This is a genomic window from Streptomyces sp. NPDC002734, assembly GCF_040295685.1.
Taxonomy (GTDB): domain Bacteria; phylum Actinomycetota; class Actinomycetes; order Streptomycetales; family Streptomycetaceae; genus Streptomyces.
Genome location: NZ_JBEOVU010000001.1, coordinates 260,421 through 283,171, shown reverse-complemented (window position 1 = coordinate 283,171; position 22,751 = coordinate 260,421). Strand labels below are relative to the sequence as shown.

Here is a 22,751-nt window from a genome sequence, read left to right as displayed (position 1 = left end):
AACCCTTGACGAAAGGGACGCATCGGTGACCGAGAAGGCCGAACTTCAGTCTGTGCTGGACCGCGCCGCCGACGGTGGGCGGATCACCCCCGAGGAGGCGGTCGCCCTCCTGCGCGACGCCCCGCTGCACGCCCTCGGCCAGGCCGCCGACGCCGCCCGCCGCCGCAAGTTCGCCGGTACCGAGCACATCGCGACGTACATCATCGAGCGCAACATCAACTACACCAACGTGTGCGTGACGGCGTGCAAGTTCTGTGCTTTCTACGCGGCCCCGAAGGACACCAAGAAGGGCTGGACGCGCGACCTCGACGACATCCTGCGCCGCTGCGCGGAGACGGTCGAACTCGGCGGCACCCAGATCATGTTCCAGGGCGGGCACCACCCCGACTACGGCGTCGAGTACTACGAGTCGCACTTCAAGGCCATCAAGGACGCCTTCCCGCAGCTGGTCATCCACTCGCTGGGCGCCTCCGAGGTCGACCACATGGCCCGGATCTCCGGCGTCTCCGTCGAGGAGGCCGTCACCCGGATCCACCGGGCCGGTCTGGACTCCTTCGCCGGAGCCGGCGCCGAGCTGCTGCCCGCGCGGCCGCGCAAGGCGATCGCCCCGCTGAAGGAGAGCGGCGAGCGCTGGCTGGAGATCATGGAGACCGCGCACGGCCTCGGCGTGGAGTCCACCACGACCATGCTGATGGGCACCGGCGAGACCTACGCCGAGCGCATCGAGCACCTGCGGATGATCCGCGAGGTGCAGGACCGCACCGGCGGCTTCCGCGCCTTCATCCCGTACACGTACCAGCCGGAGAACAACCACCTGAAGGGCCGCACCCAGGCGACGCTCTTCGAGTACCTGCGGATGATCGCCGTCGCCCGGCTCTTCCTGGACAACGTGGTCCACATCCAGGGCTCCTGGCTGACCACCGGCAAGGAGGCTGGCCAGCTCTCCCTGCACTACGGCGCGGACGACCTGGGCTCGATCATGCTGGAGGAGAACGTGGTCTCCTCCGCGGGCGCCCGTCACCGCTCCAACCGCCAGGAGATCATCGACCTGATCCGCGCCGCGGACCGCGTCCCGGCGCAGCGGGCGACCACCTACGAGCACCTCGTCGTGCACGACGACCCGGCGAACGACCCGGGCGACGGCGACCGCGTGACCTCGCACATCTCCTCCACGGCGATCGACCGCGGCATCGCCCACCCGGAGCTCCAGATCGTCGACGCGCGCTGAGGCCGGGGCGTTGCTGACGATCCACCGGCCCTCGCTGGGCGTCCGTCGCGCGGTGGGCGGGCCGGTGGAGCCCGGCTGCGCGGTGCTCGTCGCGACGCCCCACGTCGTGGCGGCGGGCCCGTACGAGGAACTGCTGCACGCCGACCACGCCCGGCTCGCCCGGGCCGAGGGCGACGACCCCGCGGGCGTGGCCGGGTGGACCCCGGAGGTCCGGGTCCGCGCGTGGGAGGGCGTCCTGGAGCCGGGCCGCCACGAGCCCGACGGCCACGCCCTGCTGGAGCGCGCCTACTGGCCCGACCCCCGCGAGGCGGACGAACTCGGCGCCGAGCCGCTCACCGGCGAGGCCTTCGCCGCGCTCCCGATGACCGCCGCCCGGCTCCGCCAGAGCGCGCGGCGCGGCGTGCAGCGCCTGCTCGCCCGCGGCACCGTGATGGTGGAGGGCCCCTTCGCCGACCCGGCGATCGCCACGATCGTCCAGCGCTCCGGCATGGGCGTCACCCGCCTCGGTGACCGCGCCGCGGAACTGCTGCCCCGCCTCCTCGAGGTCGCCCCGGTGCGCAATGCCGACTTCGTGATCCGCGCCGCCGACGGCTCCTGCCTCGCCACGGTCCTCGCCGGCCGCCTGGTCTTCCGCCGCCGCTGACGGTCAGGGCGCGGACGGTCCCGAGAGGTAGGTCCCGTCCTCCTCGTAGGGCCAGGCATTGGACACGCAGCCGTCGAGGCCCTTGATCTGCTGCATCATCACCGGCGCCTCCCGCCCGGGGCCGGGACAGCCCAGGTGGCCGTGGCCCAGCCAGTGCCCCACCTCGTGGTTGACGACCAGCGCCCGGTACTCGTCGGGCGGCCCGTCGAACCGGGGTGAACCCAGCTGCCAGCGACGGAGGTTGACGGCGACGGTCCGGCCGGCCCGGCAGTTGACCTCGCCTCCGGTGTCCATCCCGTAGGCGGCGCACAGCCGGTCGGTGGTCCGCGGAGTGGCGATCCGGATCACCAGCGTGGCGCTGTCGTCGGCGACCCGGCGGAAGGCGGTCCGGCCGTCGCGGGCCCAGCCCCGGTCATCGGCCAGTATCTCGGCGACCCGGACCGCCGCCCCGTCCGGATCCACCCCGCTGCCGTCCTCCACCTCCACCCGGTACGGCTGCCCGGCGGGGTCGCCGTCAGGGTCCGCCCGCGCGGTGGTGAAGGTGCCGGGACCCGAGGCGGGGACCTCCCGCCGCTCGGGCGAGGGCTGGGACGGCCGCGGCGACGGCGTAGCCGGTTCCGGCGTCCGAGAGGCCCCTCGTGAGGGGCGGACCCGGCCCGGCGGCTCCCCGGAAGCCGGCGGCCGGACGTCGGGGACGGCCGACGCCCGGGAGAACGGAGGCGACAACCCGGGCAGGGCCCCGGCCGCCGCCAGGCCGAGGACCACCGAGGTGAGGACCAGTGCCGCGACACCCCGGCGGCGGCGCCTTCTCCTGAGCCTGCGGAGGCGGGCGCGCCGCCGGGGCCCGCCCCGGCCGGTCCCGCGCTCAGGCACCGGGGACGGGGGGAGACTTCTTCGCCACCGGGTGCCGGTCGGCGTACCGGACCTCGGCGAGCAGCGCCTCGTCCCTCGCCGCGGCGGTGATCTGCGCGACGGAGACCGGCGCGGAGACGAGCCTCTCGTCGTCGGGGAGGACGGCCAGTGCCACCTCCGACGTCGCGGTCGACCAGAAGATCTCGATCCCGGTGGTCGACACGTCGTTCACCGGCGCGACCCGGACGTCGGCCGGCGTCCCGCCGGGGAGTGCCACCGCCTCACAGCGGGCGCCCTTCACCTCACGGCAGGACGGCGCGTGACGCGGGTCCCTCGGCGCGACCGTGAAACGGACCAGGAACGTGCCCCGGTCCGTCGTCATCCGGTAGAGGTCGACCCGGTCGTCCTGCGGGCGCACCACGACGTCCAGCTCCGTGCCGAGGGTGGCGTTGAGGGATGCCGCCACGCGCTGCTGGAAACCGGCCAGCCGGTCGCGCTCGGCCGCGGGCAGGTTCGCCATGTGCTGCTCGCCCGGGCTGGGCTCGATGTGGACCGGCGTGAAGTAGGGGCTCGGCGCGGTGGCGGGTACGGCCGGGGCCGCCGCTCCGCCGGGCGGGCGGGGCAGGGCGGTGAGGACGAACACGCCCGCCGCCGCGAGTGCGGTGATGCCGCCGAGTGCGGTGATCCGGGCACGGGCCCGGCGACGCCGGCCGGCGCGGACCGCCCCCGGGGCGAGGTCGGGGAGCGGGGGCAGATCGTCGGTGACGCGTTGCATGAGGTCCCTGACCAGCAGGGATCCGGTCTCGTCGCGGTCGGACACGGTGGATGCCTTTCGAGAGGTGCGGACGGACGGCGCGGGCGGACCGCGGGTCAGTGGCCGGTGGTCAGTGGCCGGGGACGTAGACGTGCGCGTCGCCGAGCTGCTCGCGCAGTCGCGCCCGGGACCGTGAGCACTGGCTCTTCACGGTCGACTCGCTGCACCGCAGCAGTTCGGCGACCGTCGCGACGCTCAGGTCGTCCCAGTACCGCAGGACGACCATCGCCCGTGCCCGGGGCGGAAGTCCGGCCAGCGCGGCGAGCAGGGTGACCTTCAGGTCCGGCTCCGTGGCGGGGGTGACCGGGTCCGGGCGGCGGTGGGCCAGCAGGTCACGCAGGCGCCGCCGCCGCTCGGCGAGGTAGGTGCGGGTCAGCACCGTGCGGGCGTAGGCGTCCAGGTGGTCCGCTGCCTGCGCCCGCCGCCAGTGCTGGAAGAGCTTCGCCAGCGTCGTCTGCACCAGGTCGCGGGCGGCATCGGCGTCCCCGCACAGCAGGTAGGCGGTGCGGTGCAGGCGGGCCTGGGCGGCCCGGGCGTACGCCTCGAAGTCCTGTTGCCGGATCGGGTCCGACATGAGCGCTCCCGTCGTCGTGGGTGCTTACACCCTTGTCCTGAGTGCGGAAGGGCGGAAAAGGTTGAGGGCCGGCCGGGTTTTTCGCCGGCGGTTTCCCGCCGGAGCCGGGCCCGCGCCCGGTCCGGCGGGGCCGCGGTGCCACAATGGGCGGCGTGACCCGCGCATCCTTGGACAAGCAGCCGCACGAAGTCGCCTCGATGTTCGACGGCGTGGCGAAGCGGTACGACCTCACCAACGACGTGCTGTCCCTGGGCCAGGCACGGCTCTGGCGCAAGGAGGTCGCCAAGGCGGTCGACGCGCGCCCGGGGCAGAAGGTGCTCGACCTGGCGGCCGGCACGGCCACCTCCTCGCAGCCGTTCGCGGAGGCCGGCGCCTACGTGGTGCCGTGCGACTTCTCCCTCGGCATGCTGCGGGTCGGCAAGGAACGCCACCCGTGGATGCCGTTCACGGCCGGGGACGCGACGAAACTGCCGTTCAAGGACGACACGTTCGACGCCGTCACCATCTCCTTCGGCCTGCGCAACGTGCAGGCCACGGACACCGCGCTCGCCGAGTTGCACCGGGTGACCAAGCCGGGCGGGCGCGTGGTGATCTGCGAGTTCAGCCGGCCGGTGTGGGCGCCGTTCCGCACCGTCTACATTGAGTACCTGATGAAGGCGCTCCCGCCGGTGGCCCGGACGGTGTCCTCCAACCCGGACGCGTACGTGTACCTGGCCGAGTCGATCCAGGAGTGGCCCGACCAGCCGGCGCTCGCCTCGCGTCTGGTGAAGGCCGGGTGGAGCGACGTGGCCTGGCGCAACCTCACGGGCGGCGTGGTGGCCCTGCACCGCGGCTTCAAGCGGGACTGAGCGGGCCGGCTGCGGCTTTGTCGACCGAGGTTTCGCAACTCGGTTACAGGGAGCGGGCTTTGGGGGAACTGTAGGGCGCGCCCCGGTGTCCGAAGGGGCAGTCGACTCCTTCAGGATGGGCGGTACCCATGGCCACGTTCTGCCCGCGATGCCGCGTCGCGGGGCCCGACGGGGCGCGTTTCTGCGCGAACTGCGCGGCCCCGGTGATCGCGGGGCCCCCGCCGGCCCCGCCGACCGGTGCGGTCTCCGTGCCACCGGAGCCCCCGGAGCCCTCGGCGGAGCCACCGCGTCCGGCGGCGCCCCCGGACGTTTCCCCGCCCGTCGCTCCGACCGAACCACCGCCGAAGCCACCCGTTCCGCCGCCCGCCCCCGCGGAGCCCTCGGAGGCTCCGGGCTCCCTCGCCGCGCCCTCGACGACTTCGGCTGCTGCCGCCGGTGACGACTCGGACCTGTCCGCCGGGGCGGCCTCCTCTTCCGGGTCCGGCCCGGCCGCCGGTGCGGGCCCAGCCGCCGGGGCGGACGGCTCCGCCGGTCCGGCATCCGCGACGGCCTCTCCAGCGACCGCCGGTTCCTCGGGGCCGGGCACACCGGTGGAATCCCCGGCGTCCTCGGTGCCGGTCGCACCGGCGGGAGCTCCCTCGACCGGCGAACCGACCGCGACCGCAGGCGCGGCCGGGGCGGCGGAGCCGGGGGAGTCCGTCCGGCTCGCGAAGCCCTCCATACCCCCGGCGCCTTCCGCGCCGCCCGCACCCACCACGGCACCTTCCGCGCCCCCGGCCCCTTCCGCGCCGCCCGCACCCACCACGGCACCCTCCGCGCCTCCGGCGCCACCCGCGCCTCCCGTGCCGCCCGCGCCCTCCGCCCCGCCGGCCCCCACCGCACCCCCGGCGGCGGCGCGGGGCGGGGAATCGTTTCTGGAGCGGTTCGTCGGCGGGGACTGGGCCGGGGCGGCGACGGCCGCGCTGATCCCACTGGGGCTGTTGCTGGGAGCCGCGGTGGCGGTCGGGGTCGTGCTGCAGGTGGCCGGTATGTCCTCCGGGGAGTCGGCGGGCGGGATCCGGGGCCTGCTCGCCCTGCTGTTGCAGGGCCTCGGTGCGGGTGGGATCGAGCTGCGGCAGGAGGACGGCGGGATGGCGATGATCGTGGCGGGCGGCCACGCCGTCGAGATCTCCGGGGTCCCGTTCGCCGCCACCCTCCTGTGGCTGCTAGGCCTCTGGCTGGCCGGCCGCGTCACCCGCGCCCGCCTCGCCGCCAGGGCGGCCACCGTTCCGCCACCGCCGAGCACCGCCCCCGGCGGGGCCGAGCCCGCACCACCGAGTTCCGCCGCCGGCGACACCAAGCCCTCGCCGCCGAGCACCGCCCCCGGCGGGACCGCTCCGTCACCGCCGAGCACCGCGGTCGGTGGCCCCGCGCCGGGCGCCCCGTCGCGACGGGCCGGCCGCCGCGACGGCGCGGTCGAGGCCGCTCTCCGCACCGGGCTGCTGACCGCCGTCGGCGTCCTGCTGCTGGCCCTGTTCGCCGGGTCGGGCGGGTCCGGGGAGCTGTCCGTCACCGTCTCCCCCCTGCGCGCGGCGTTCGTCGCGCTGCTCGCCGCCGTGGTCGTGGTCGCCGCGGTGGCGGGGCGCGAGGAACTGGCCGGGTGGCGGGCGACCCGGCCGGGGCCGGATCTGCTGCTGCGGGCCGGCGGCACCGCCGTGCGGGCCGTGGCCGCCGTCCTGGCGCTGTGCGGCACGGTCGTCGCGGTGCTGCTCCTGCTGGCCCTGCTGGACGTGGACGTGCTGCCCGGAAGCGGCCCCGGACCGCGCGGTGACGACGCGGTGGTCGTCCTGGCCCTGCTGCCCAACCTGGCGGTCCACCTGCTCGGCCTGGCCTGGGCCGTGCCGGTGCAGTGGAACGGCCTGATGCTCGTCGGCGAGGACCAGTGGGGAGTGCGCCACACCTTCGGACTGTCGGAGCTCGCCGACATGGGCCCCGGTCTCGCCGTGGGCGCGCTGGTGCTCGGTGTGCTCTGCGCGGCGCTGATCGGGTGGATCGTCGCCCGGCGCTCCACCGGGCCCGCCGAGGCGCTCCTGGCCGGCGGCCTGGTCCTCGTCCTGTTCCTCGTGCTGGCCGGGTGCGGCACGGTGACCGCCGAGCTCGTGGAGGGGGCCGGCTTCGGCGACGAGTTCCTGCACGACATCGTCCTCAGGCGCACGCTGATCCACGTCGGCCCGGACCTCGGGCTCGCCGCGCTCCTCGGCATCCTGTGGGTGCTCGGCCCCGCCGCCGTGGCCTCCCGCTTCGCGCGGTCCCGCACCTGACGCGGCCCGCCGCGGGGGCGGGACAGGGCGCACGCCCCGCCCGCCCCCCCGGCGGTGCCCGACGGAACGTCAGCTCAGGGACAGCCGGTACATGTTCCAGTCCCGCTGCGTGTCCGGAGCGATCAGCCGCTCCTCCAGCTCCATGCCGAGGCGCCGGGTGACCGCTATGGAGCGCTCGTTCTCCGCGTCGACCATCGCGATCACGGAGGTGAGCCCGCTCTCCCGCAGGACCTCCAGCGTCCGCAGCGCCGCGGCGGTGACGTAGCCGCGGCCCCAGTGGGCGCGGCCGATCCGCCAGGCGACCTCGATCGTCTCCGGGTCCGGCCCCCACTCCTGCCCCCACGGCTGCGCGCCCACGAAGCCGACGAGCTGGTCGTCCTCGTCGAGCACCGACCACAGGCAGAAGCCGTACTGCTCGGCGTAGCCCCGCTGCCGCGCGGTGATGCGCTCGTAGGCGGCCGGCGAGGCGGACTTCCCGCCGAAGAACTCCATCACCTCCGGGTCGTCGAAGAGGTCGTGCCAGGCCACGGCGTCCTCCTCGGTGGGGACGCGGAGTTTCACGACGGGAAGAGATCTGGTCACGGAAGGTCCTTCGGGGCCGGAATTGATCGGTCGGTGCATCCTGCCAACGCCACCCCCGTCACGGCACCCCTGTTTCCGCGTCGTTCCCCGTGGTCAGGACGCCGGGCAGCCCTCAGCACCCGGATCGGCCCCTGGCACCCGGACCGGCCCTCAGGTCAGGGCCAGCCGGTACATGTGACCCTCCCGCGAGCCGTCCGGGACGACGAACCGCTGCTCCAGCTCCATGCCGAGCCGCCGGGTGACCGCGACGGACCGCTCGTTCTCCGCGAGGACCATCGCGACCACCGACTCGACGCCGGACTCCCGCAGCCGGTCCAGCGTCTGCAGCGCGGCGGCGGTGACGTAGCCGCGGCCCCAGTGGGCGCGGCCCATCCGCCAGCCGATCTCGATCTCGCCGACCGCCGGACCCCAGGCGTGCGGCCACGGCTGGGCGCCGGCGAACCCCACCACCTCGTCGTCCTCGTTGAGCACCGACCAGAAACAGAAGCCGAGTTCGGCGTCGTTCCGGCGCTGGCGGGCGGTGCTCTCGTGGTACGCGGACAGCTCACGGGGGCCGCCGAGGAACCGCATCACCTCCGCGTCGCCGAACAGGGTGTGCCACGTCCAGGCGTCCTCCTCGGTCGGCACGCGGAGTCTCACCACAGGCAGCGTTCGGTTCACGGGACGTCCTTCGGCCGGAGACGGGTGGTCGCTGCATACACTGCCCATGTCGCACCCCGTCGGCACCCTCGATCCCGGGGAGATTCCGCAGTGCCCGAGCCGCTCCCCGACACCGCCCAGGCCAAGGTCCCCGAGGACGAGGCCGTCCCGCTGCCCGGCACCGAGGCCTTCCCGGAGACCGCCGACGTGATCGTGGTCGGCGCCGGCCCCGCGGGCTCCACCGCCGCGTACCACCTGGCCCGTGCCGGACTCGACGTCCTGCTGCTGGAGAAGACCGCGTTCCCGCGCGAGAAGGTGTGCGGCGACGGCCTCACCCCGCGCGCTGTGAAGGAACTGGTCGCGATGGGGATCGACATCTCCCCGGAGGCCGGCTGGCTGCGCAACAAGGGCCTGCGGGTGATCTCCGGCGGGATGCGGATGGAGCTGGACTGGCCCCAGCTGGCGACCTTCCCCGACCACGGCCTGGTCCGGCGGCGGGACGACTTCGACGAACGGCTGGCCCACCAGGCGCGGAAGGCCGGCGCCCGCCTGGTCGAGCGCTGCAACGTCACCGGGCCCGTCCTGGACGACCGCACCGGCCGGATCACCGGCGTGCACACCAGGTTGGGCGAGGACAAGCGTCCGGTGACCTTCCGCGCCCCGCTGGTGGTCGCCGCCGACGGCAACTCCAGCCGTCTCTCCCTCGCGATGGGTCTGCACCGGCGGGACGACCGCCCGATGGGCGTCGCGGTGCGCACGTACTTCACCAGCCCGCGCCACGACGACGACTACCTGGAGTCCTGGCTGGAGGTGCGGGACCGACCGGAGCCGGACGGCCGCCTGCTCCCCGGTTACGCCTGGGTCTTCGGGATGGGCGACGGCACCTGCAACGTCGGCCTGGGCGTCCTGGACGCCTCGCTGCCGTACCGGGATTCGGACTGGCGCGGCGTGCTGAACCGCTGGTGCGCCTCGCTGCCCGAGGAGTGGGGCTTCACCCCGCAGAACATGACCGGCCCGGTGCGCGGCGCGGCGCTGCCGATGGGGTTCAACCGGCAGCCGCACTACACCGCCGGACTGCTGCTGGTCGGGGACGCGGCGGGCGCCGTCAACCCGTTCAACGGCGAGGGCATCGCCTATGCGATGGAATCCGGGCGGATCGCCGCCGAAGTGGTCGTCCAGGCCCGCGCCCGGCGCGGGGCCGAGGGCCGGGAGGCGGCGCTGCGGCACTACCCGCAGGCCCTGAAGGCCGCCCACGGCGGCTACTACACGCTGGGCCGCGCCTTCGTGAAGCTGATCGGCCGGCCCGCGGTGATGAAGCTGGCCGCCGAACGGGGCCTCTCCCACCCGCAGCTGATGCGGATCGCCTTCCGGCTGGTCAACAACCTCACCGACCCCACCGGCGGCGACGCCGTCGACCGGGTCCTCAACGCCCTCGCGCGGATCACACCCCGCTCCTGACCGCGCCCGGCGGAACAAGGGGAATTGACCGCTTCGTGACCGTGCCCCGGCAACTCGGTGCGGGTGCCGACCGTCCTACGCCGTGGGGCGCCGTCCGGCGCCCCACGGCGACAGGGGGGCAGCACATGAGGTCACGGACGAGACGGACGCGACGCCCGCTCGGGGGGTCCGCGGCGCGCCTGCGCGGGAAGGCCTGGGGAGCCTTGGCGGTCGCGGCGCTGCTGCTCGGCGGCACGACGGCGAACGCCGGGGCGGCCACCACCGGCGCGGCCACCAACGGCGCGGAGGAGCCCCTGCCGGTCTCCGTCGGCTTCTCGCCGGAGCGGATGGACGTGCGGGCGGGCGAGTTCCACGAACTGTTCCCGTACCTGGAGGTGCCGGGTTCCGAGCCGGAGCCGGACCCGGAGACGGGCGCGGTGCCCCCGGTGCACGACGGCCCGTACACCCTCACCTTCGACGCGACGGGCCTGGACGGTGTCGCCTCGGTGGACCTGCCCTGCGGCGACGGCCCGGTCACCACGTGCGTGTACGACCGCATGTACTGGCCGGACTTCCCGATCGACATCCTGACGCTGAAGGTGGACCCGGAGGCCGCGCCCGGCGCCACCGGCGTGCTCACCGTGACGGGCGAGGGCGAAGGGCTGGCCTTCACCTCCAGGCCGCTGACCGTTCGGGTGGTCGCCCCCGAGTACCAGGAGCGCGTCCTCGCCGAACCCGAGGGGTTCCGCGCCGGTGACGTCCTGTCCGCGCCCCTGGGGTTCCGCACCGGCAACGGCCTCGCGGGCCACGGGGCCGTCCTGCGGGTCTCGGGCACCCGCGGGCTCGCCCTGGCCCGCGACCACGAGAACTGCTGGTACGCGGAGAAGACCGACGGCCCCCTGCCCGGGCAGGGAAGTGACGCGGTCTGCGTGCTGCCGCAGTACTTCGAGGCCGGCGTCGGCTACGAACTCGCGGAGCCCTTCGAGGTCGCCGCCCGGGACTTCGCCCTCGACGACACGCTCGCCTACTCCTTCGAGGAGGGCGGAGCCGGCCGGGCGCAGGAGCTGATGGCGGGCCGGGAGTTCCGGCAGGGCGCCGGGGCGCCGCTGACCGTGCGCCGGGCCGCCGCCCAGCCGTCCGGAGGGTATGCCGACGACGTCACGCTGACCCTCCCGAGCACCGGCGCCTACGACCTGGAGCTCACCGGTGACCGGGCGCGCGTCGTCGCCGGCCGCACGGCGACGGTCGAGGTGGGCTTCGGCAACGCCGGACCCGCCTGGTACTCGGGCCTCGCCGACGGCGACGACGGGGGCGAGCCGCTGTCGCTGGTCCTGGAGGCGCCGGAGGGCGCCACGGTGACCGCAGCCCCCGAGGGGTGCGCCGCGGACGGGGCCGGCGCCTACCGGTGCGTGCTGGGCGCCGTCGCCGAGGACGACCACCGGACGTACGCCTTCACCCTCCGCGTCGACCGGAAGGTCCACGGCGCGACCGCCGCCGTCACCCTCACGGGCGACCTGTCGCACGACGCGGACCACGCCGACGACACCGCGGCCGTGGTGCTGAACCCCGTCGGCCGCCGCTGAGCGGGCCGGCTTTCGGGGTGTGACGGGTTCGTAATCAACCTCCGGGCAACCCACAGCAGTTGTCCTCGGTCGAAGGAGACGCACCACCTGGTGCGTCTCCTTCGGCGAAGAGGTCGTCATTTCCATGAACACATCGGCCGGACGGCGGCTGGGCCCCCGGACCGCGGTCGGCCTGCTGGCCACGGCGGTCCTCCTGACCGGTGGCCTCGCGGGCACCGCGCAGGCGGAGGACGAGGCCCCGCTCACCCTCCCGATCACCGCGAGCAGGTCCCAGGTGAACCTGGACCTCGCCGACCACGCGGAGGGCATGCAGGGCCCGGAGGTCACCGTCGGCTTCAAGGGACCCGGCGAGGAGCCGGAGCCGGACGACGAGGGCGTGATCTACCCGGTCCGCAACGCCTCCTTCAAGGTGACCGTCGACGCCAGCGACCTCGAGGGCATCGCCTCGGTCGACCTGTCGGGCCTGTACAAGTGCGACGTGGAGGACCTGGTCGCGGTCTGCGACGGCTGGGAGGTCTACGCGGGAGAGGTCTACAACGAGCTCGGCAGCATCCAGTTCAACGCCAACTCCCGCAGCGAGTCCGGCGAGACCGGCACCGTCCGCATCACGGGCGAGGGCGAGAACCTGACCTTCGCCCCGAAGGACATCGAGGTCCTGGTCGGCGGCGCCACCTACAAGGGCCGCACGCTCACCGAGCCCAAGGGCTTCGAGGCCGGCGACACGCTGCAGGCGCCGCTCGCCTTCCGCAACGCCGGCGGCCAGGACGGCCAGGGCGCCGTCCTCAAGGTCCACGGCAGCCACGGCCTGCTCTTCGAGGAGCGCTACAAGAACTGCACGTACACGGAGACCACCACCGGCTCCCTGCTCCGTCAGGGCACCGACGTGGTCTGCGAGTTCCCCGGCACCTTCAAGGCGGGCACGGCGTACGAGCTGTCGGCGCCCATGGCGGTCGGGACCCGCGACTACGCGGCGTTCGACATCCTCACCTACGGCTTCTCCACCCGCCCGGCCGACGGCGGCGGCACCCCGGGCGACGGCCCCGCGCTGACCCTGCGCGAGGTCCCGGGCGCGGACGCCGGCGACTACGCCACCTACACGGAGCTCGACTTCCCGACCGGCACCCCGATCGACCTGGAGCTGACCGGAGCCTCGGTGAAGGGAGCCAAGGGCGACACCGTCAAGGCCGGACTGGGCTTCCGCAACAACGGCCCGGCCTGGATCAGCTCGCTCCGCTCCGGCGGCGAGCCGATCAGGTTCACCGTCGGCACGCCGGAGGGCACCACGGTGACCAAGGCGCCGGCGAACTGCCGGCAGGCCAACGTCGAGGACAAGGGCGAGTACCTCTGCTCGGTGGCCACCCCGATGCTTCCCGACGTCTCCTTCGACCTGCCCTTCGAGCTGCGCATCGACAAGGTCGTGCCGGGCGCCAAGGGCAAGGCGGCCCTCCCCCAGGGAGGCCTCCCCGACTCCGAGCCGTCGAACGACACCGCCTGGATCGTGGTCAACGGCACCGGCGACGACGCCCCGGGCGGCGGTGACGACGGCCAGGGCGACGACGGCCAGGGCGACGACGGCGACACGGCCGGCACGGGCGGCGAGAACGGCGGCACGCAGGGCGGCGGCGAGAACGACGAGGACGCCGAAGGAGGCCTGGCCTCCACCGGCGCCGGCGCCACCCTGCTGATCGGCGGGAGCGCCCTCGTGCTCGTGGCCCTGGGCGCGGGCATCCACCTGCTGCGCCGCCGCGCGACCCGCACGGTCTGACGCCCGCGGCCCGGAGCGGCCGCGCGAGCGGCCGCGCGAGCGGCCGCGGGCCGGGCCGCGGAGACGACGAGGGCCGCCGTTCCCCCCCGGGGGAGCGGCGGCCCTTTCGTGTGCGGTGATCCAGGTCAGAGGACGCGGACCGCGCCGGACGGCGGGTCGTAGTCCAGGGACGCCTGGATGACACCGGTGCCGGAGTTCTGCGCGCCGACGAACTGGCCGCCGCCCACGTAGATGCCCACGTGGTAGGCGCTGCCCGCGCCACCCCAGTAGAGGATGTCGCCCGGCTGGAGGTTGCTCAGCGAGACCTGGGTGCCGGCCACGGACTGGCTCTGGGAGACGCGCGGCAGGCTGACGCCGACCTGCTTGTAGGCGGCCTGGACGAGGCCGGAGCAGTCCCAGGCGTTGGGGCCGGTGCCGCCGGAGACGTAGGCGTCGCCGATCTGTGCCTTGACGAAGGCGACCACCGAGGCGGCGGAGCCCGTGGCGGCGGTGCTGGAGTTGGAGCTCGAGCTGGAGGTGCTCGCGGCCGTGGTGGTGAGGGTGTCGCGGGAGGAGTCGCGGGAGGCGCGCTCGGCGGCCTCGCGGGCGGCGGCCTCCTCGGCCTTCTTCTTGGCCGCGGCCTCGGCCTTGGCCTTCTCGAGGTTGCGGTCGGCCAGTTCGGCGGCGCGCTCGGCGGCGGCGTCGCGCTCGGCCTGGAGCTCGTAGGAGGCGGCGGCGGAGGCGGTGGCCTCCGCGGAGAGGGCGACCTCGGTCGACAGGTCGGCCGTGAGCGTGGGCAGTTCCAGCGTCTGCGTCACGGACTCGGCCGCAGTCGCCGTACCCGAGGCGCCGGCCACGGCCAGGGTGCTGAGAACGCCACCGGCGACCCCTGCGCGCACTGCCATCTTCGAGGCGCTGCGGCGGGGCTTCCGGTGGCTGCGTATGTGAGCGGTCTGGGACATGTGCACCAGACCTACCAGGGGTTCACGCTCCCTTCAACAATCGTGCCGTCCGCCACATTTGGCGTCCCCCGCCCCCTAAGATGCGCGCACGGAACGGATATTGGGCCGCAAAGGGGCGAATCGGGCGTGACGTTACGGGGCTGTGAGCACCGGCTTCCGTCGTTACGCCCGATTTGCCCTCGCTTACCATCCGTGCACGACTTCGCCAACTCGGGACCCCGCGAACGGTTCCCGGATGTGGCGGAGGTCACGGACAGGTCACTGTCGTGATCTTCCCGTGTCGCTCGTGAACGCGCGCACACGCTCCGGGTCGGCCCGGAGCCCTCTCCGCGCCCCGACTCCGTGACTTCGAGGGAAGCGGGCGCTTATATCAATGATCAACATCCATCGCGAATTTGCATGCACGGTAAGTCTCTTGATATGGAGACGCGCGCCCTGGCCTGCATGGATGAGCCAACTTGTCACTTCGTGTGATCAGTTGCGTACATGCAGCGTCAAGATCCAAGCCCCCCGCGGCCGTTGGCGGCCCTTCAGGTGGCAGAGATCACAAAGCCCGTCTCGTATCGCGTGTCGCAGATCACAGACCACCAGGCATAGGATGCGGAGCAGCCGGGCTTGTGACCTGCTTCACATGTTCTCGATCTTCGTGGACGCGGTGAGGCGGTCGACGGACCCGGTGTGCAATCGCCAGCAGTCCAGTGCCGACTGAGAGGAGCGAGGAGCGGTGAACGCGTATGCGCCCATCCTCGTACTGGGAGCCCTCGGGGCAGGCTTTGCGATCTTCTCCGTGGTCATGGCCACGCTTATCGGTCCAAAGCGCTACAACCGAGCAAAGCTCGAGGCGTACGAGTGCGGTATCGAGCCGACCCCTCAACCGGCCGGCGGTGGGCGATTCCCCATCAAGTACTACCTGACGGCGATGCTCTTCATCATCTTCGACATCGAGATCGTCTTCCTCTATCCGTGGGCGGTCACCTTCGACGCCCTGGGGATCTTCGGGCTCGTCGAGATGCTGCTCTTCGTGCTCACCGTCTTCGTCGCGTACGCCTACGTGTGGCGGCGCGGCGGCCTGGAATGGGACTGAGAGCCCCCTAGGGGCCTGAGGGGCTGAGAGACATGGGACTCGAGGAAAAGCTGCCGAGCGGATTCCTGCTGACCACCGTCGAGCAGGCGGCGGGCTGGGTGCGCAAGTCATCCATGTTCCCCGCCACGTTCGGCCTGGCGTGCTGCGCCATCGAGATGATGACGACGGGCGCCGGCCGGTACGACCTGGCGAGGTTCGGCATGGAGGTCTTCCGCGGATCGCCGCGGCAGGCCGACCTGATGATCGTGGCCGGGCGGGTGAGCCAGAAGATGGCCCCCGTCCTGCGCCAGGTCTACGACCAGATGCCCAACCCCAAGTGGGTGATCTCCATGGGGGTCTGCGCCTCGTCGGGCGGCATGTTCAACAACTACGCGATCGTGCAGGGCGTCGACCACATCGTGCCGGTCGACATCTACCTCCCCGGCTGCCCGCCGCGGCCGGAGATGCTGATGGACGCGATTCTCAAGCTCCACGAGAAGGTCCGCACCTCCAAGCTCGGCGTGAACGCCGAGGAGGCGGCCCGGGAGGCGGAGGAGGCGGCGCTGAAGGCCCTGCCGACCATCGAGATGAAGGGCCTCCTTCGATGAGCGACGCCAAAGAACCCGAGAGGCGCCACGAGCCCAACCCGGAGAAGGAACTCTCCGCCTCGAACCTCCCCGGACAGCGGGGGGAGCACGGCGAGGAGATCCGCGTCCAGCGCGGCATGTTCGGCGCGAACAACGGCGGCGACACCTCCGGCTACGGCGGCCTGGTCCGCCCGGTGCGGCTCCCCGGCCCGTCCTCCCGGCCCTACGGCGGCTGGTTCGACGAGGTGGCCGACGAGCTGGAGGGCGCCCTGGAGGAGCAGGGGCTCCTTCCCGAGAACGCGATCGGGCGCACCGTCGTCGACCGCGGCGAGCTCACCTTCCACGTCGAGCGCGAGCACCTGCTCCGCGTCGCCCGCACGCTGCGCGACGACCCGGCGCTGCGGTTCGAGCTGTGCACCGGCGTCAGCGGCGTGCACTACCCGAACGACAAGGGCCGCGAGCTGCACGCCGTGTACCACCTGCGGTCGATCACCCACAACCGGCTGATCCGGCTGGAGGTCAGCGCGCCCGACGCCGACCCGAGGGTCCCCTCGCTGGTGTCGGTGTACCCGACCAACGACTGGCACGAGCGCGAGACGTACGACTTCTTCGGCATCGTCTTCGACGGCCACCCGGCCCTCACGCGGATCATGATGCCGGACGACTGGCAGGGCCATCCGCAGCGCAAGGACTACTCCCTCGGCGGCATCCCCGTCGAGTACAAGGGCGCCCAGATCCCGGCTCCGGACCAGCGGAGGTCGTACTCATGAGCACGCAGTCGGCAACAGCCCGCGAGACCACCGAGGGCAAGGTCTACACGGTCACCGGAGGCGACTGGGACGAGGTCGTCGAGGCGGCCGCCAAGGCCGACGACGAGCGCATCGTCGTCAACATGGGTCCCCAGCACCCGTCCACGCACGGCGTGCTGCGCCTGATCCTGGAGATCGAGGGCGAGACGGTCACCGAGGCCCGCTGCGGCATCGGCTACCTGCACACCGGCATCGAGAAGAACCTCGAATACCGGACGTGGACGCAGGGGACCACCTTCGTCACCCGCATGGACTACCTGACCTCCTTCTTCAACGAGACGGCCTACTGCCTCGGGGTGGAGAAGCTCCTCGGCATCGAGGAGCAGGTACCCGACCGGGCGACGCTCATCCGCGTCCTGCTGATGGAGCTCAACCGGCTCTCCTCGCACCTGGTGTGCATCGCCACCGGCGGCATGGAGCTCGGCTCCACCACGATCATGATCTACGGCTTCCGGGACCGCGAGATCATCCTGGACCTGTACGAGCTGATCACCGGCCTGCGGATGAACCACGCGTACATCCGGCCGGGCGGCCTGGCCCAGGACCTCCCGCCGGGCGCCGTGGACCAGATCCGTGAGGCGATCAAGAAGCTGAAGAAGAACCTCCCGGAGTACGACAAGCTCGCCACCGGGAACCCCATCTTCAAGGCCCGCATGGAGGACGTCGGCTACCTGGACCTGGCCGGCTGCATGGCGCTCGGCGCCACCGGCCCGATCCTGCGCTCCACCGGCCTGCCGCACGACCTGCGCAAGACGCAGCCCTACTGCGGCTACGAGACCTACGACTTCGAGGTCCCGACCGCCGACACCTGCGACTCCTACGGCCGCTTCCTGATCCGGCTGGAGGAGATGCGCCAGTCGCTGCACATCGTCGAGCAGTGCCTGGACCGGCTGAAGCCGGGACCGGTGATGGTCGCCGACAAGAAGATCGCCTGGCCCGCCCAGCTGGCGCTCGGCCCGGACGGTCTCGGCAACTCCCTCGACCACATCCGGAAGATCATGGGCACCTCCATGGAGGCCCTGATCCACCACTTCAAGCTGGTCACCGAGGGCTTCCGGGTCCCGCCCGGCCAGGCCTACACGGCGGTCGAGTCGCCCAAGGGCGAGCTGGGCGTGCACGTCGTCTCCGACGGTGGCACCCGCCCCTACCGGGTCCACTTCCGCGACCCGTCCTTCACCAACCTGCAGGCCATGGCGGCGATGTGCGAGGGCGGCCAGGTCGCCGACGTCATCGTCGCCGTCGCGTCCATCGACCCCGTGATGGGAGGCGTCGACCGGTGACCACCACACCTGAGCAGGGCACACCCTCCCGGAGCGTCGGCCTGGGAATGCCCGAACTGCCCGCGCCGGACTTCCCGGCGGACGTGCGGACCCGGCTGGAGACCGACGCGCGCGAGATCATCGCCCGCTACCCGGACTCCCGCTCCGCGCTGCTGCCGATGCTGCACCTGATGCAGTCGGAGGAGGGGCACGTCACCCGCACCGGCATGCGGTTCTGCGCCGAGATGCTGGACCTCACCACCGCCGAGGTCACCGCCGTCGCCACCTTCTACACGATGTACCGGCGCCGGCCGAGCGGCGACTACCAGGTGGGCGTGTGCACCAACACGCTCTGCGCGGTGATGGGCGGCGACGCCATCTTCGAGGACCTCCAGCAGCACCTGGGCGTCGGCAACAACGGCACCACCGCCGACGGCAAGGTCACCCTGGAGCACATCGAGTGCAACGCGGCCTGCGACTTCGCCCCCGTGGTGATGGTCAACTGGGAGTTCTTCGACAACATGACGCCGGCCACCGCCCGGCAGCTGGTCGACGACCTCATCGAGGGCCGCCCGGTCTCCCCGACCCGCGGCGCGCCGCTGTGCACCTTCAAGGAGACGGCCCGCGTGCTGGCCGGCTTCCCCGACGAGCGCCCCGGCGCCGTCGAGGCGGGCGGCAGCGCCGGACCCGCCTCGCTGCTCGGGCTCCGCCTCGCCAAGGGCCAGCCGCTCGGCGCCCGCGTCGTCCACCCGCGCGACGCCGACCGCCCGGACGCCTCCTCGCGCGAGGCCGCACCGGGCGACGGGCCGCGCACCGGGCCCACGCCCGCGTCGCACCCCAGCTCGCACGACGCGCCGAGCACCACCTCGGCGTCCGACCCGGCCCACCCGGCAGGACCCGTGCCCGGCTCGGCCGGGTCCGCCGAAGAAGAGGAGGGGGAGTGATGAGTGTGGCGACCGGAGAGCTCAACGAGACGAGCCCCGACAAGCTGCTCGCTCCCGTGCTGTCGGCGTTCTGGGACGAGGACCGTTCCTGGACCCTGGACGTCTACCGCCGGCACGACGGCTACGAGGGACTGCGCAAGGCGCTGACCATGAGCCCCGACGAGGTGATCGCCTACGTCAAGGACTCGGGCCTGCGCGGCCGCGGCGGCGCCGGCTTCCCCACCGGGATGAAGTGGCAGTTCATCCCGCAGGGCGACGGCAAGCCGCACTACCTCGTCGTCAACGCCGACGAGTCGGAGCCGGGCACCTGCAAGGACATTCCTCTTCTTTACGCGAACCCGCATTCCCTCATCGAGGGAATGATCATCGCCTGCTACGCCATCCGCTCCTCGCACGCCTTCATCTACCTGCGCGGCGAGGTCGTCCCGGTGCTGCGGCGGCTGCACTCCGCCGTGCGGGAGGCCTACGAGGCCGGCTACCTCGGCGAGAACGTCCTGGGCAGCGGCATCGACCTGGACATCACCGTGCACGCGGGCGCGGGCGCGTACATCTGCGGCGAGGAGACGGCGCTGCTCGACTCGCTGGAGGGCCGCCGCGGCCAACCGAGGCTGCGCCCGCCCTTCCCGGCGGTCGCCGGCCTCTACGCCTGCCCCACCGTGGTGAACAACGTGGAGTCCATCGCCTCGGTGCCCGCGATCATGCACCACGGCAAGGAGTGGTTCCGCTCCATGGGCAGCGAGAAGTCCCCGGGCTTCACGCTGTACTCGCTCAGCGGCCACGTCGCCAACCCCGGCCAGTTCGAGGCCCCGCTCGGCATCACGCTGCGCCAGCTGCTCGACATGAGCGGCGGCATGCGGCCCGGCCACCGCCTCAAGTTCTGGACTCCCGGCGGCTCCTCCACCCCGATGTTCACCGACGAGCACCTCGACGTCCCGCTGGACTACGAGGGCGTCGGCGCGGCCGGCTCCATGCTCGGCACCAAGGCCCTGCAGTGCTTCGACGAGACCACCTGCGTGGTCCGCGCGGTCACCCGCTGGACCGAGTTCTACGCGCACGAGTCCTGCGGCAAGTGCACCCCCTGCCGCGAGGGCACCTACTGGCTGGTCCAGCTGCTGCGCGACATCGAGGCCGGCAAGGGCGTCATGGCCGACCTCGACAAGCTCAACGACATCGCCGACAACATCAACGGCAAGTCGTTCTGCGCTCTCGGCGACGGCGCCGCCTCGCCGATCTTCTCCTCCCTCAAGTACTTCCGTGCCGAGTACGAGGAGCACATCAGGGGTCGCGGCTGCCCCTTCGACCCGGCGAAGTCCACCGTCTGGGCGGACAAGCACATGGAGGTGAACGCATGACCGCGCCGACCAGTGCTCCCTCCGGCGGCGGACCGGGAGCGGTGCCCCCGGAGGACCTCGTCTCCCTGACCATCGACGGCGCCGAGATCAGCGTGCCCAAGGGCACCCTGGTCATCCGGGCCGCCGAACAGCTCGGCATCGAGATCCCCCGGTTCTGCGACCACCCGGCCCTCGACCCGGCCGGCGCCTGCCGCCAGTGCATCGTGGAGGTGGAGGGCCAGCGCAAGCCGATGGCCTCCTGCACCATCACCTGCACCGACGGCATGGTGGTGAAGACACAGCTGTCCTCCCCGGTCGCCGAGAAGGCGCAGAAGGGGGTCATGGAGCTGCTGCTCATCAACCACCCCCTGGACTGCCCGGTCTGCGACAAGGGCGGCGAATGCCCGCTGCAGAACCAGGCGATGTCGCACGGCAACGCCGAGTCCCGCTTCGAGGGGCACAAGCGCACCTTCGAGAAGCCGGTCCCCATCTCCACCCAGGTGCTGCTGGACCGTGAGCGCTGCGTGCTCTGCGCCCGCTGCACCCGCTTCTCGAACCAGATCGCCGGCGACCCGATGATCGAGCTGCTCGAGCGCGGCGCGCTCCAGCAGGTCGGCACCGGTGTGGGCGACCCGTTCGAGTCGTACTTCTCCGGCAACACCATCCAGATCTGCCCGGTCGGCGCGCTGACCTCGGCCGCCTACCGGTTCCGGGCCCGCCCGTTCGACCTGATCTCCAGCCCCTCGGTCTGCGAGCACTGCGCGGGCGGCTGCGCCACCCGCACCGACCACCGGCGCGGCAAGGTGATGCGTCGGCTGGCCGCGGACGACCCGCAGGTCAACGAGGAGTGGATCTGCGACAAGGGCCGCTTCGCGTTCCGCTACGCCCAGCAGCGCGACCGCCTGGCGACGCCGCTGGTCCGCAATGCCGAGGGCGTGCTCGAGCCGGCCTCCTGGCCGGAGGCGCTGGAGGCCGCGGCCCGCGGTCTGAACATCGCCCGCGGCCGGGCCGGTGTGCTGACCGGCGGACGGCTCACCGTCGAGGACGCCTACGCGTACGCCAAGTTCGCCCGGATCGCGCTGGACACCAACGACATCGACTTCCGGGCCCGGACGCACAGCGACGAGGAGTCCGTCTTCCTCGCCTCCCGGGTCGCCGGACGCGGTGTGGGCCTGGACGGCACGGGCCTCACCTACACGACGCTGGAGAACGCGCCCGCCGTGCTGCTGGCCGGCTTCGAGGCGGAGGAGGAGGCCCCCGGCGTCTTCCTGCGGCTCCGCAAGGCCTGGCGCAAGCACGGCCAGAAGGTGTTCTCGCTGGCGAGCCACGCCACCCGGGGCCTGACCAAGGCGGGCGGCACGCTGCTGCCGGCCGCCCCCGGCACCGAGACGGCCTGGCTCGAGGCGCTGGCCGGCGGCACCGGCCTGGAGGGCGACGCCCCGAAGGTGGCCGAGGCGCTGCGCGCCGAGGGCGCGGTGATCCTGGTCGGCGAGCGGCTCGCCGCGGTACCGGGCGGGCTGACCGCCGCGGTCCGGGTGGCCACCGCCACCGGCGCCCGCCTGGCGTGGATCCCGCGCCGGGCCGGTGAGCGCGGCGCGATCGAGGCCGGCGCGCTGCCCGGGCTGCTGCCCGGCGGCCGCCCCGCCCACGACCCGCAGGCCCGCCGCGAGGTGGCCGCCGCCTGGGGGACCGCCGCACTGCCCGAGCGCCCGGGCCGGGACACCGCCCGCATGCTCGACGCGGCGGCCGAGGGCGAGCTGGCGGCGCTGGTCGTCGCCGGTGTCGAGGTCGCCGACCTGCCCGACCCGGCCCTGGCCCGCAGGGCGCTCGCCGAGGTGGGCTTCCTGGTCTCGCTCGAACTACGGCCGAGCGAGGTCACCGAGCACGCCGACGTGGTGCTGCCGGTGGCCGCAGTCGCCGAGAAGGCCGGCGCCTTCGTCAACTGGGAAGGAAGGGTTCGCCCGTTCGAGGCCGCCCTGAAGCCCGACCAGTCGGCCACCCGCCACCACCCGGCGGACAGCCGCGTGCTGCACATGCTGGCCGACGCCATGGACCGCCACCTGGGCCTGCCCGACCTGCGCACCACGCGTGCGGAGATCGACCGGCTCGGCGTCTGGGAGGGGCAGCGCCCCGAGGGCCCGGCCGCCGTCCCCGCCGACCTGCCCCGCCCCGCCACGGGCGAGGCGGTCCTCGCCGGACACCGGCTCCTGCTCGACCTGGGCGTCCTCCAGCAGGGCGACGACGCCCTGGCCGGCACCCGTCACGCGGCCACCGCGCGGCTCTCCGCCGCCACCGCCGCCGAGGCGGGCGTCAAGGACGGGGATGTGGTCGAGGTGACCGGCCCGGCCGGCAGCGTCGCGCTGCCGCTGACGGTGACCGCGATGCCCGACCGGGTGGTGTGGCTGCCGCTCAACTCCACCGGGGGCGGCGTCGCCTCCGACACCGGGGCGCTGCCCGGCGCCCTGGTCCGCGTCGGCCCGGCGACTCTCGCCGCCGAGGCCCCCGGTACCGCCGAGGAGGCCGAAGCGTGAACCCGAACCTGACGCGTCTTG

At 73.1% G+C, this 22,751-nt stretch carries 20 protein-coding genes; 14 read left to right on the top strand and 6 right to left on the bottom strand.

Going from position 1 to position 22,751, the window contains the following annotated elements; genetic code table 11:
* The first annotated feature begins 25 nt into the window (after window positions 1-25).
* The gene (gene mqnC, locus ABT026_RS01280) at window positions 26-1,228 is read left to right on the top strand and encodes a cyclic dehypoxanthinyl futalosine synthase (RefSeq protein ID WP_351110849.1); all 1,203 of its coding nucleotides are present in this window, start codon (window positions 26-28) and stop codon (window positions 1,226-1,228) included.
* A gap of 10 nt (window positions 1,229-1,238) precedes the next feature.
* Window positions 1,239-1,871, top strand: a complete 633-nt coding sequence (locus tag ABT026_RS01275; protein WP_351110847.1) for a hypothetical protein — start codon at window positions 1,239-1,241, stop codon at window positions 1,869-1,871.
* A gap of 3 nt (window positions 1,872-1,874) precedes the next feature.
* On the opposite strand, the gene ABT026_RS01270 is transcribed toward ABT026_RS01275, so the two are convergent.
* The 3 genes from ABT026_RS01270 to ABT026_RS01260 all read right to left on the bottom strand — a co-directional run bounded on the left by ABT026_RS01270 (window position 1,875) and on the right by ABT026_RS01260 (window position 4,111).
* Complete coding sequence (locus ABT026_RS01270) at window positions 1,875-2,351, bottom strand: DUF3152 domain-containing protein (RefSeq protein ID WP_502967872.1); 477 nt, start codon at window positions 2,349-2,351, stop codon at window positions 1,875-1,877.
* 385 nt (window positions 2,352-2,736) lie between these two features.
* Window positions 2,737-3,543: a hypothetical protein gene (locus ABT026_RS01265; protein ID WP_351110843.1), complete on the bottom strand. Its 807-nt coding sequence runs from the start codon at window positions 3,541-3,543 to the stop codon at window positions 2,737-2,739.
* A 64-nt stretch (window positions 3,544-3,607) separates the two neighbouring features.
* Entirely contained in the window at window positions 3,608-4,111 is a 504-nt protein-coding gene (locus tag ABT026_RS01260) for a SigE family RNA polymerase sigma factor (RefSeq protein ID WP_351110841.1), read from the bottom strand.
* Between the two features lie 152 nt (window positions 4,112-4,263).
* On the opposite strand from ABT026_RS01260, the gene ABT026_RS01255 reads away from it, so the two are divergent.
* Together ABT026_RS01255 and ABT026_RS01250 are read left to right on the top strand one after the other, a co-directional pair.
* Entirely contained in the window at window positions 4,264-4,959 is a 696-nt protein-coding gene (locus ABT026_RS01255; protein WP_351110839.1) for a demethylmenaquinone methyltransferase, read from the top strand.
* An 842-nt stretch (window positions 4,960-5,801) separates the two neighbouring features.
* Window positions 5,802-7,259: a hypothetical protein gene (locus ABT026_RS01250; protein ID WP_351110837.1), complete on the top strand. Its 1,458-nt coding sequence runs from the start codon at window positions 5,802-5,804 to the stop codon at window positions 7,257-7,259.
* A 69-nt stretch (window positions 7,260-7,328) separates the two neighbouring features.
* On the opposite strand, the gene ABT026_RS01245 is transcribed toward ABT026_RS01250, so the two are convergent.
* Window positions 7,329-7,841 (bottom strand): GNAT family N-acetyltransferase, encoded by a 513-nt coding sequence (locus ABT026_RS01245; RefSeq protein WP_351110835.1) that lies wholly within the window; start codon window positions 7,839-7,841, stop codon window positions 7,329-7,331.
* A gap of 150 nt (window positions 7,842-7,991) precedes the next feature.
* Window positions 7,992-8,501 (bottom strand): GNAT family N-acetyltransferase, encoded by a 510-nt coding sequence (locus ABT026_RS01240; protein ID WP_351110833.1) that lies wholly within the window; start codon window positions 8,499-8,501, stop codon window positions 7,992-7,994.
* 150 nt (window positions 8,502-8,651) lie between these two features.
* Here ABT026_RS01240 and ABT026_RS01235 point away from each other — a divergent pair, with 150 nt between their 5' ends.
* The 3 genes from ABT026_RS01235 (at window position 8,652) to ABT026_RS01225 (ending at window position 13,265) form a co-directional block, all read left to right on the top strand.
* Window positions 8,652-9,938, top strand: coding sequence for a geranylgeranyl reductase family protein (locus ABT026_RS01235; RefSeq protein WP_351111020.1), 1,287 nt, complete (start codon window positions 8,652-8,654; stop codon window positions 9,936-9,938).
* Between the two features lie 203 nt (window positions 9,939-10,141).
* Window positions 10,142-11,500, top strand: a complete 1,359-nt coding sequence (locus ABT026_RS01230) for a hypothetical protein (RefSeq protein WP_351110831.1) — start codon at window positions 10,142-10,144, stop codon at window positions 11,498-11,500.
* A gap of 124 nt (window positions 11,501-11,624) precedes the next feature.
* The gene (locus ABT026_RS01225) at window positions 11,625-13,265 is read left to right on the top strand and encodes a hypothetical protein (protein WP_351110829.1); all 1,641 of its coding nucleotides are present in this window, start codon (window positions 11,625-11,627) and stop codon (window positions 13,263-13,265) included.
* A gap of 125 nt (window positions 13,266-13,390) precedes the next feature.
* Here the strand turns inward: ABT026_RS01225 and ABT026_RS01220 are convergent, their stop codons facing one another.
* Window positions 13,391-14,206 (bottom strand): C40 family peptidase, encoded by an 816-nt coding sequence (locus ABT026_RS01220; protein WP_351110827.1) that lies wholly within the window; start codon window positions 14,204-14,206, stop codon window positions 13,391-13,393.
* Between the two features lie 724 nt (window positions 14,207-14,930).
* On the opposite strand from ABT026_RS01220, the gene ABT026_RS01215 reads away from it, so the two are divergent.
* Genes ABT026_RS01215 through ABT026_RS01185 form a run of 7 tightly spaced genes read left to right on the top strand, consistent with a single transcriptional unit; the run spans window position 14,931 to window position 22,730 of the window.
* Entirely contained in the window at window positions 14,931-15,290 is a 360-nt protein-coding gene (locus ABT026_RS01215) for an NADH-quinone oxidoreductase subunit A (RefSeq protein ID WP_108954882.1), read from the top strand.
* A 32-nt stretch (window positions 15,291-15,322) separates the two neighbouring features.
* Window positions 15,323-15,877: a NuoB/complex I 20 kDa subunit family protein gene (locus tag ABT026_RS01210; RefSeq protein ID WP_108954881.1), complete on the top strand. Its 555-nt coding sequence runs from the start codon at window positions 15,323-15,325 to the stop codon at window positions 15,875-15,877.
* Window positions 15,874-16,626: an NADH-quinone oxidoreductase subunit C gene (locus ABT026_RS01205; RefSeq protein WP_351110824.1), complete on the top strand. Its 753-nt coding sequence runs from the start codon at window positions 15,874-15,876 to the stop codon at window positions 16,624-16,626. Before ABT026_RS01210 ends, ABT026_RS01205 begins: the two co-directional genes overlap by 4 nt.
* Complete coding sequence (locus tag ABT026_RS01200) at window positions 16,623-17,945, top strand: NADH-quinone oxidoreductase subunit D (RefSeq protein ID WP_351110823.1); 1,323 nt, start codon at window positions 16,623-16,625, stop codon at window positions 17,943-17,945. The genes ABT026_RS01205 and ABT026_RS01200 overlap by 4 nt, the downstream gene beginning before the upstream one ends.
* 47 nt (window positions 17,946-17,992) lie before the next feature.
* Complete coding sequence (nuoE, locus tag ABT026_RS01195; RefSeq protein WP_351111018.1) at window positions 17,993-18,868, top strand: NADH-quinone oxidoreductase subunit NuoE; 876 nt, start codon at window positions 17,993-17,995, stop codon at window positions 18,866-18,868.
* Window positions 18,868-20,220, top strand: a complete 1,353-nt coding sequence (gene nuoF / locus ABT026_RS01190; RefSeq protein ID WP_351110821.1) for an NADH-quinone oxidoreductase subunit NuoF — start codon at window positions 18,868-18,870, stop codon at window positions 20,218-20,220. The genes nuoE and nuoF overlap by 1 nt, the downstream gene beginning before the upstream one ends.
* Window positions 20,217-22,730, top strand: coding sequence for an NADH-quinone oxidoreductase subunit G (locus tag ABT026_RS01185; RefSeq protein WP_351110819.1), 2,514 nt, complete (start codon window positions 20,217-20,219; stop codon window positions 22,728-22,730). The genes nuoF and ABT026_RS01185 overlap by 4 nt, the downstream gene beginning before the upstream one ends.
* Window positions 22,731-22,751 lie beyond the last annotated feature (21 nt).

What these genes read in the sequence shown, in the direction of transcription:
- ABT026_RS01220 (WP_351110827.1), bottom strand. Translation starts at nt 14,206, where the DNA reads ATGTCCCAGACCGCTCACATACGCAGCCACCGGAAGCCCCGCCGCAGC.
- ABT026_RS01205 (WP_351110824.1), top strand. Translation starts at nt 15,874, where the DNA reads ATGAGCGACGCCAAAGAACCCGAGAGGCGCCACGAGCCCAACCCGGAG.
- nuoF (WP_351110821.1), top strand. Translation starts at nt 18,868, where the DNA reads ATGAGTGTGGCGACCGGAGAGCTCAACGAGACGAGCCCCGACAAGCTG.
- ABT026_RS01185 (WP_351110819.1), top strand. Translation starts at nt 20,217, where the DNA reads ATGACCGCGCCGACCAGTGCTCCCTCCGGCGGCGGACCGGGAGCGGTG.
- ABT026_RS01260 (WP_351110841.1), bottom strand. Translation starts at nt 4,111, where the DNA reads ATGTCGGACCCGATCCGGCAACAGGACTTCGAGGCGTACGCCCGGGCC.
- ABT026_RS01225 (WP_351110829.1), top strand. Translation starts at nt 11,625, where the DNA reads ATGAACACATCGGCCGGACGGCGGCTGGGCCCCCGGACCGCGGTCGGC.
- ABT026_RS01200 (WP_351110823.1), top strand. Translation starts at nt 16,623, where the DNA reads ATGAGCACGCAGTCGGCAACAGCCCGCGAGACCACCGAGGGCAAGGTC.
- nuoE (WP_351111018.1), top strand. Translation starts at nt 17,993, where the DNA reads ATGCCCGAACTGCCCGCGCCGGACTTCCCGGCGGACGTGCGGACCCGG.
- ABT026_RS01210 (WP_108954881.1), top strand. Translation starts at nt 15,323, where the DNA reads ATGGGACTCGAGGAAAAGCTGCCGAGCGGATTCCTGCTGACCACCGTC.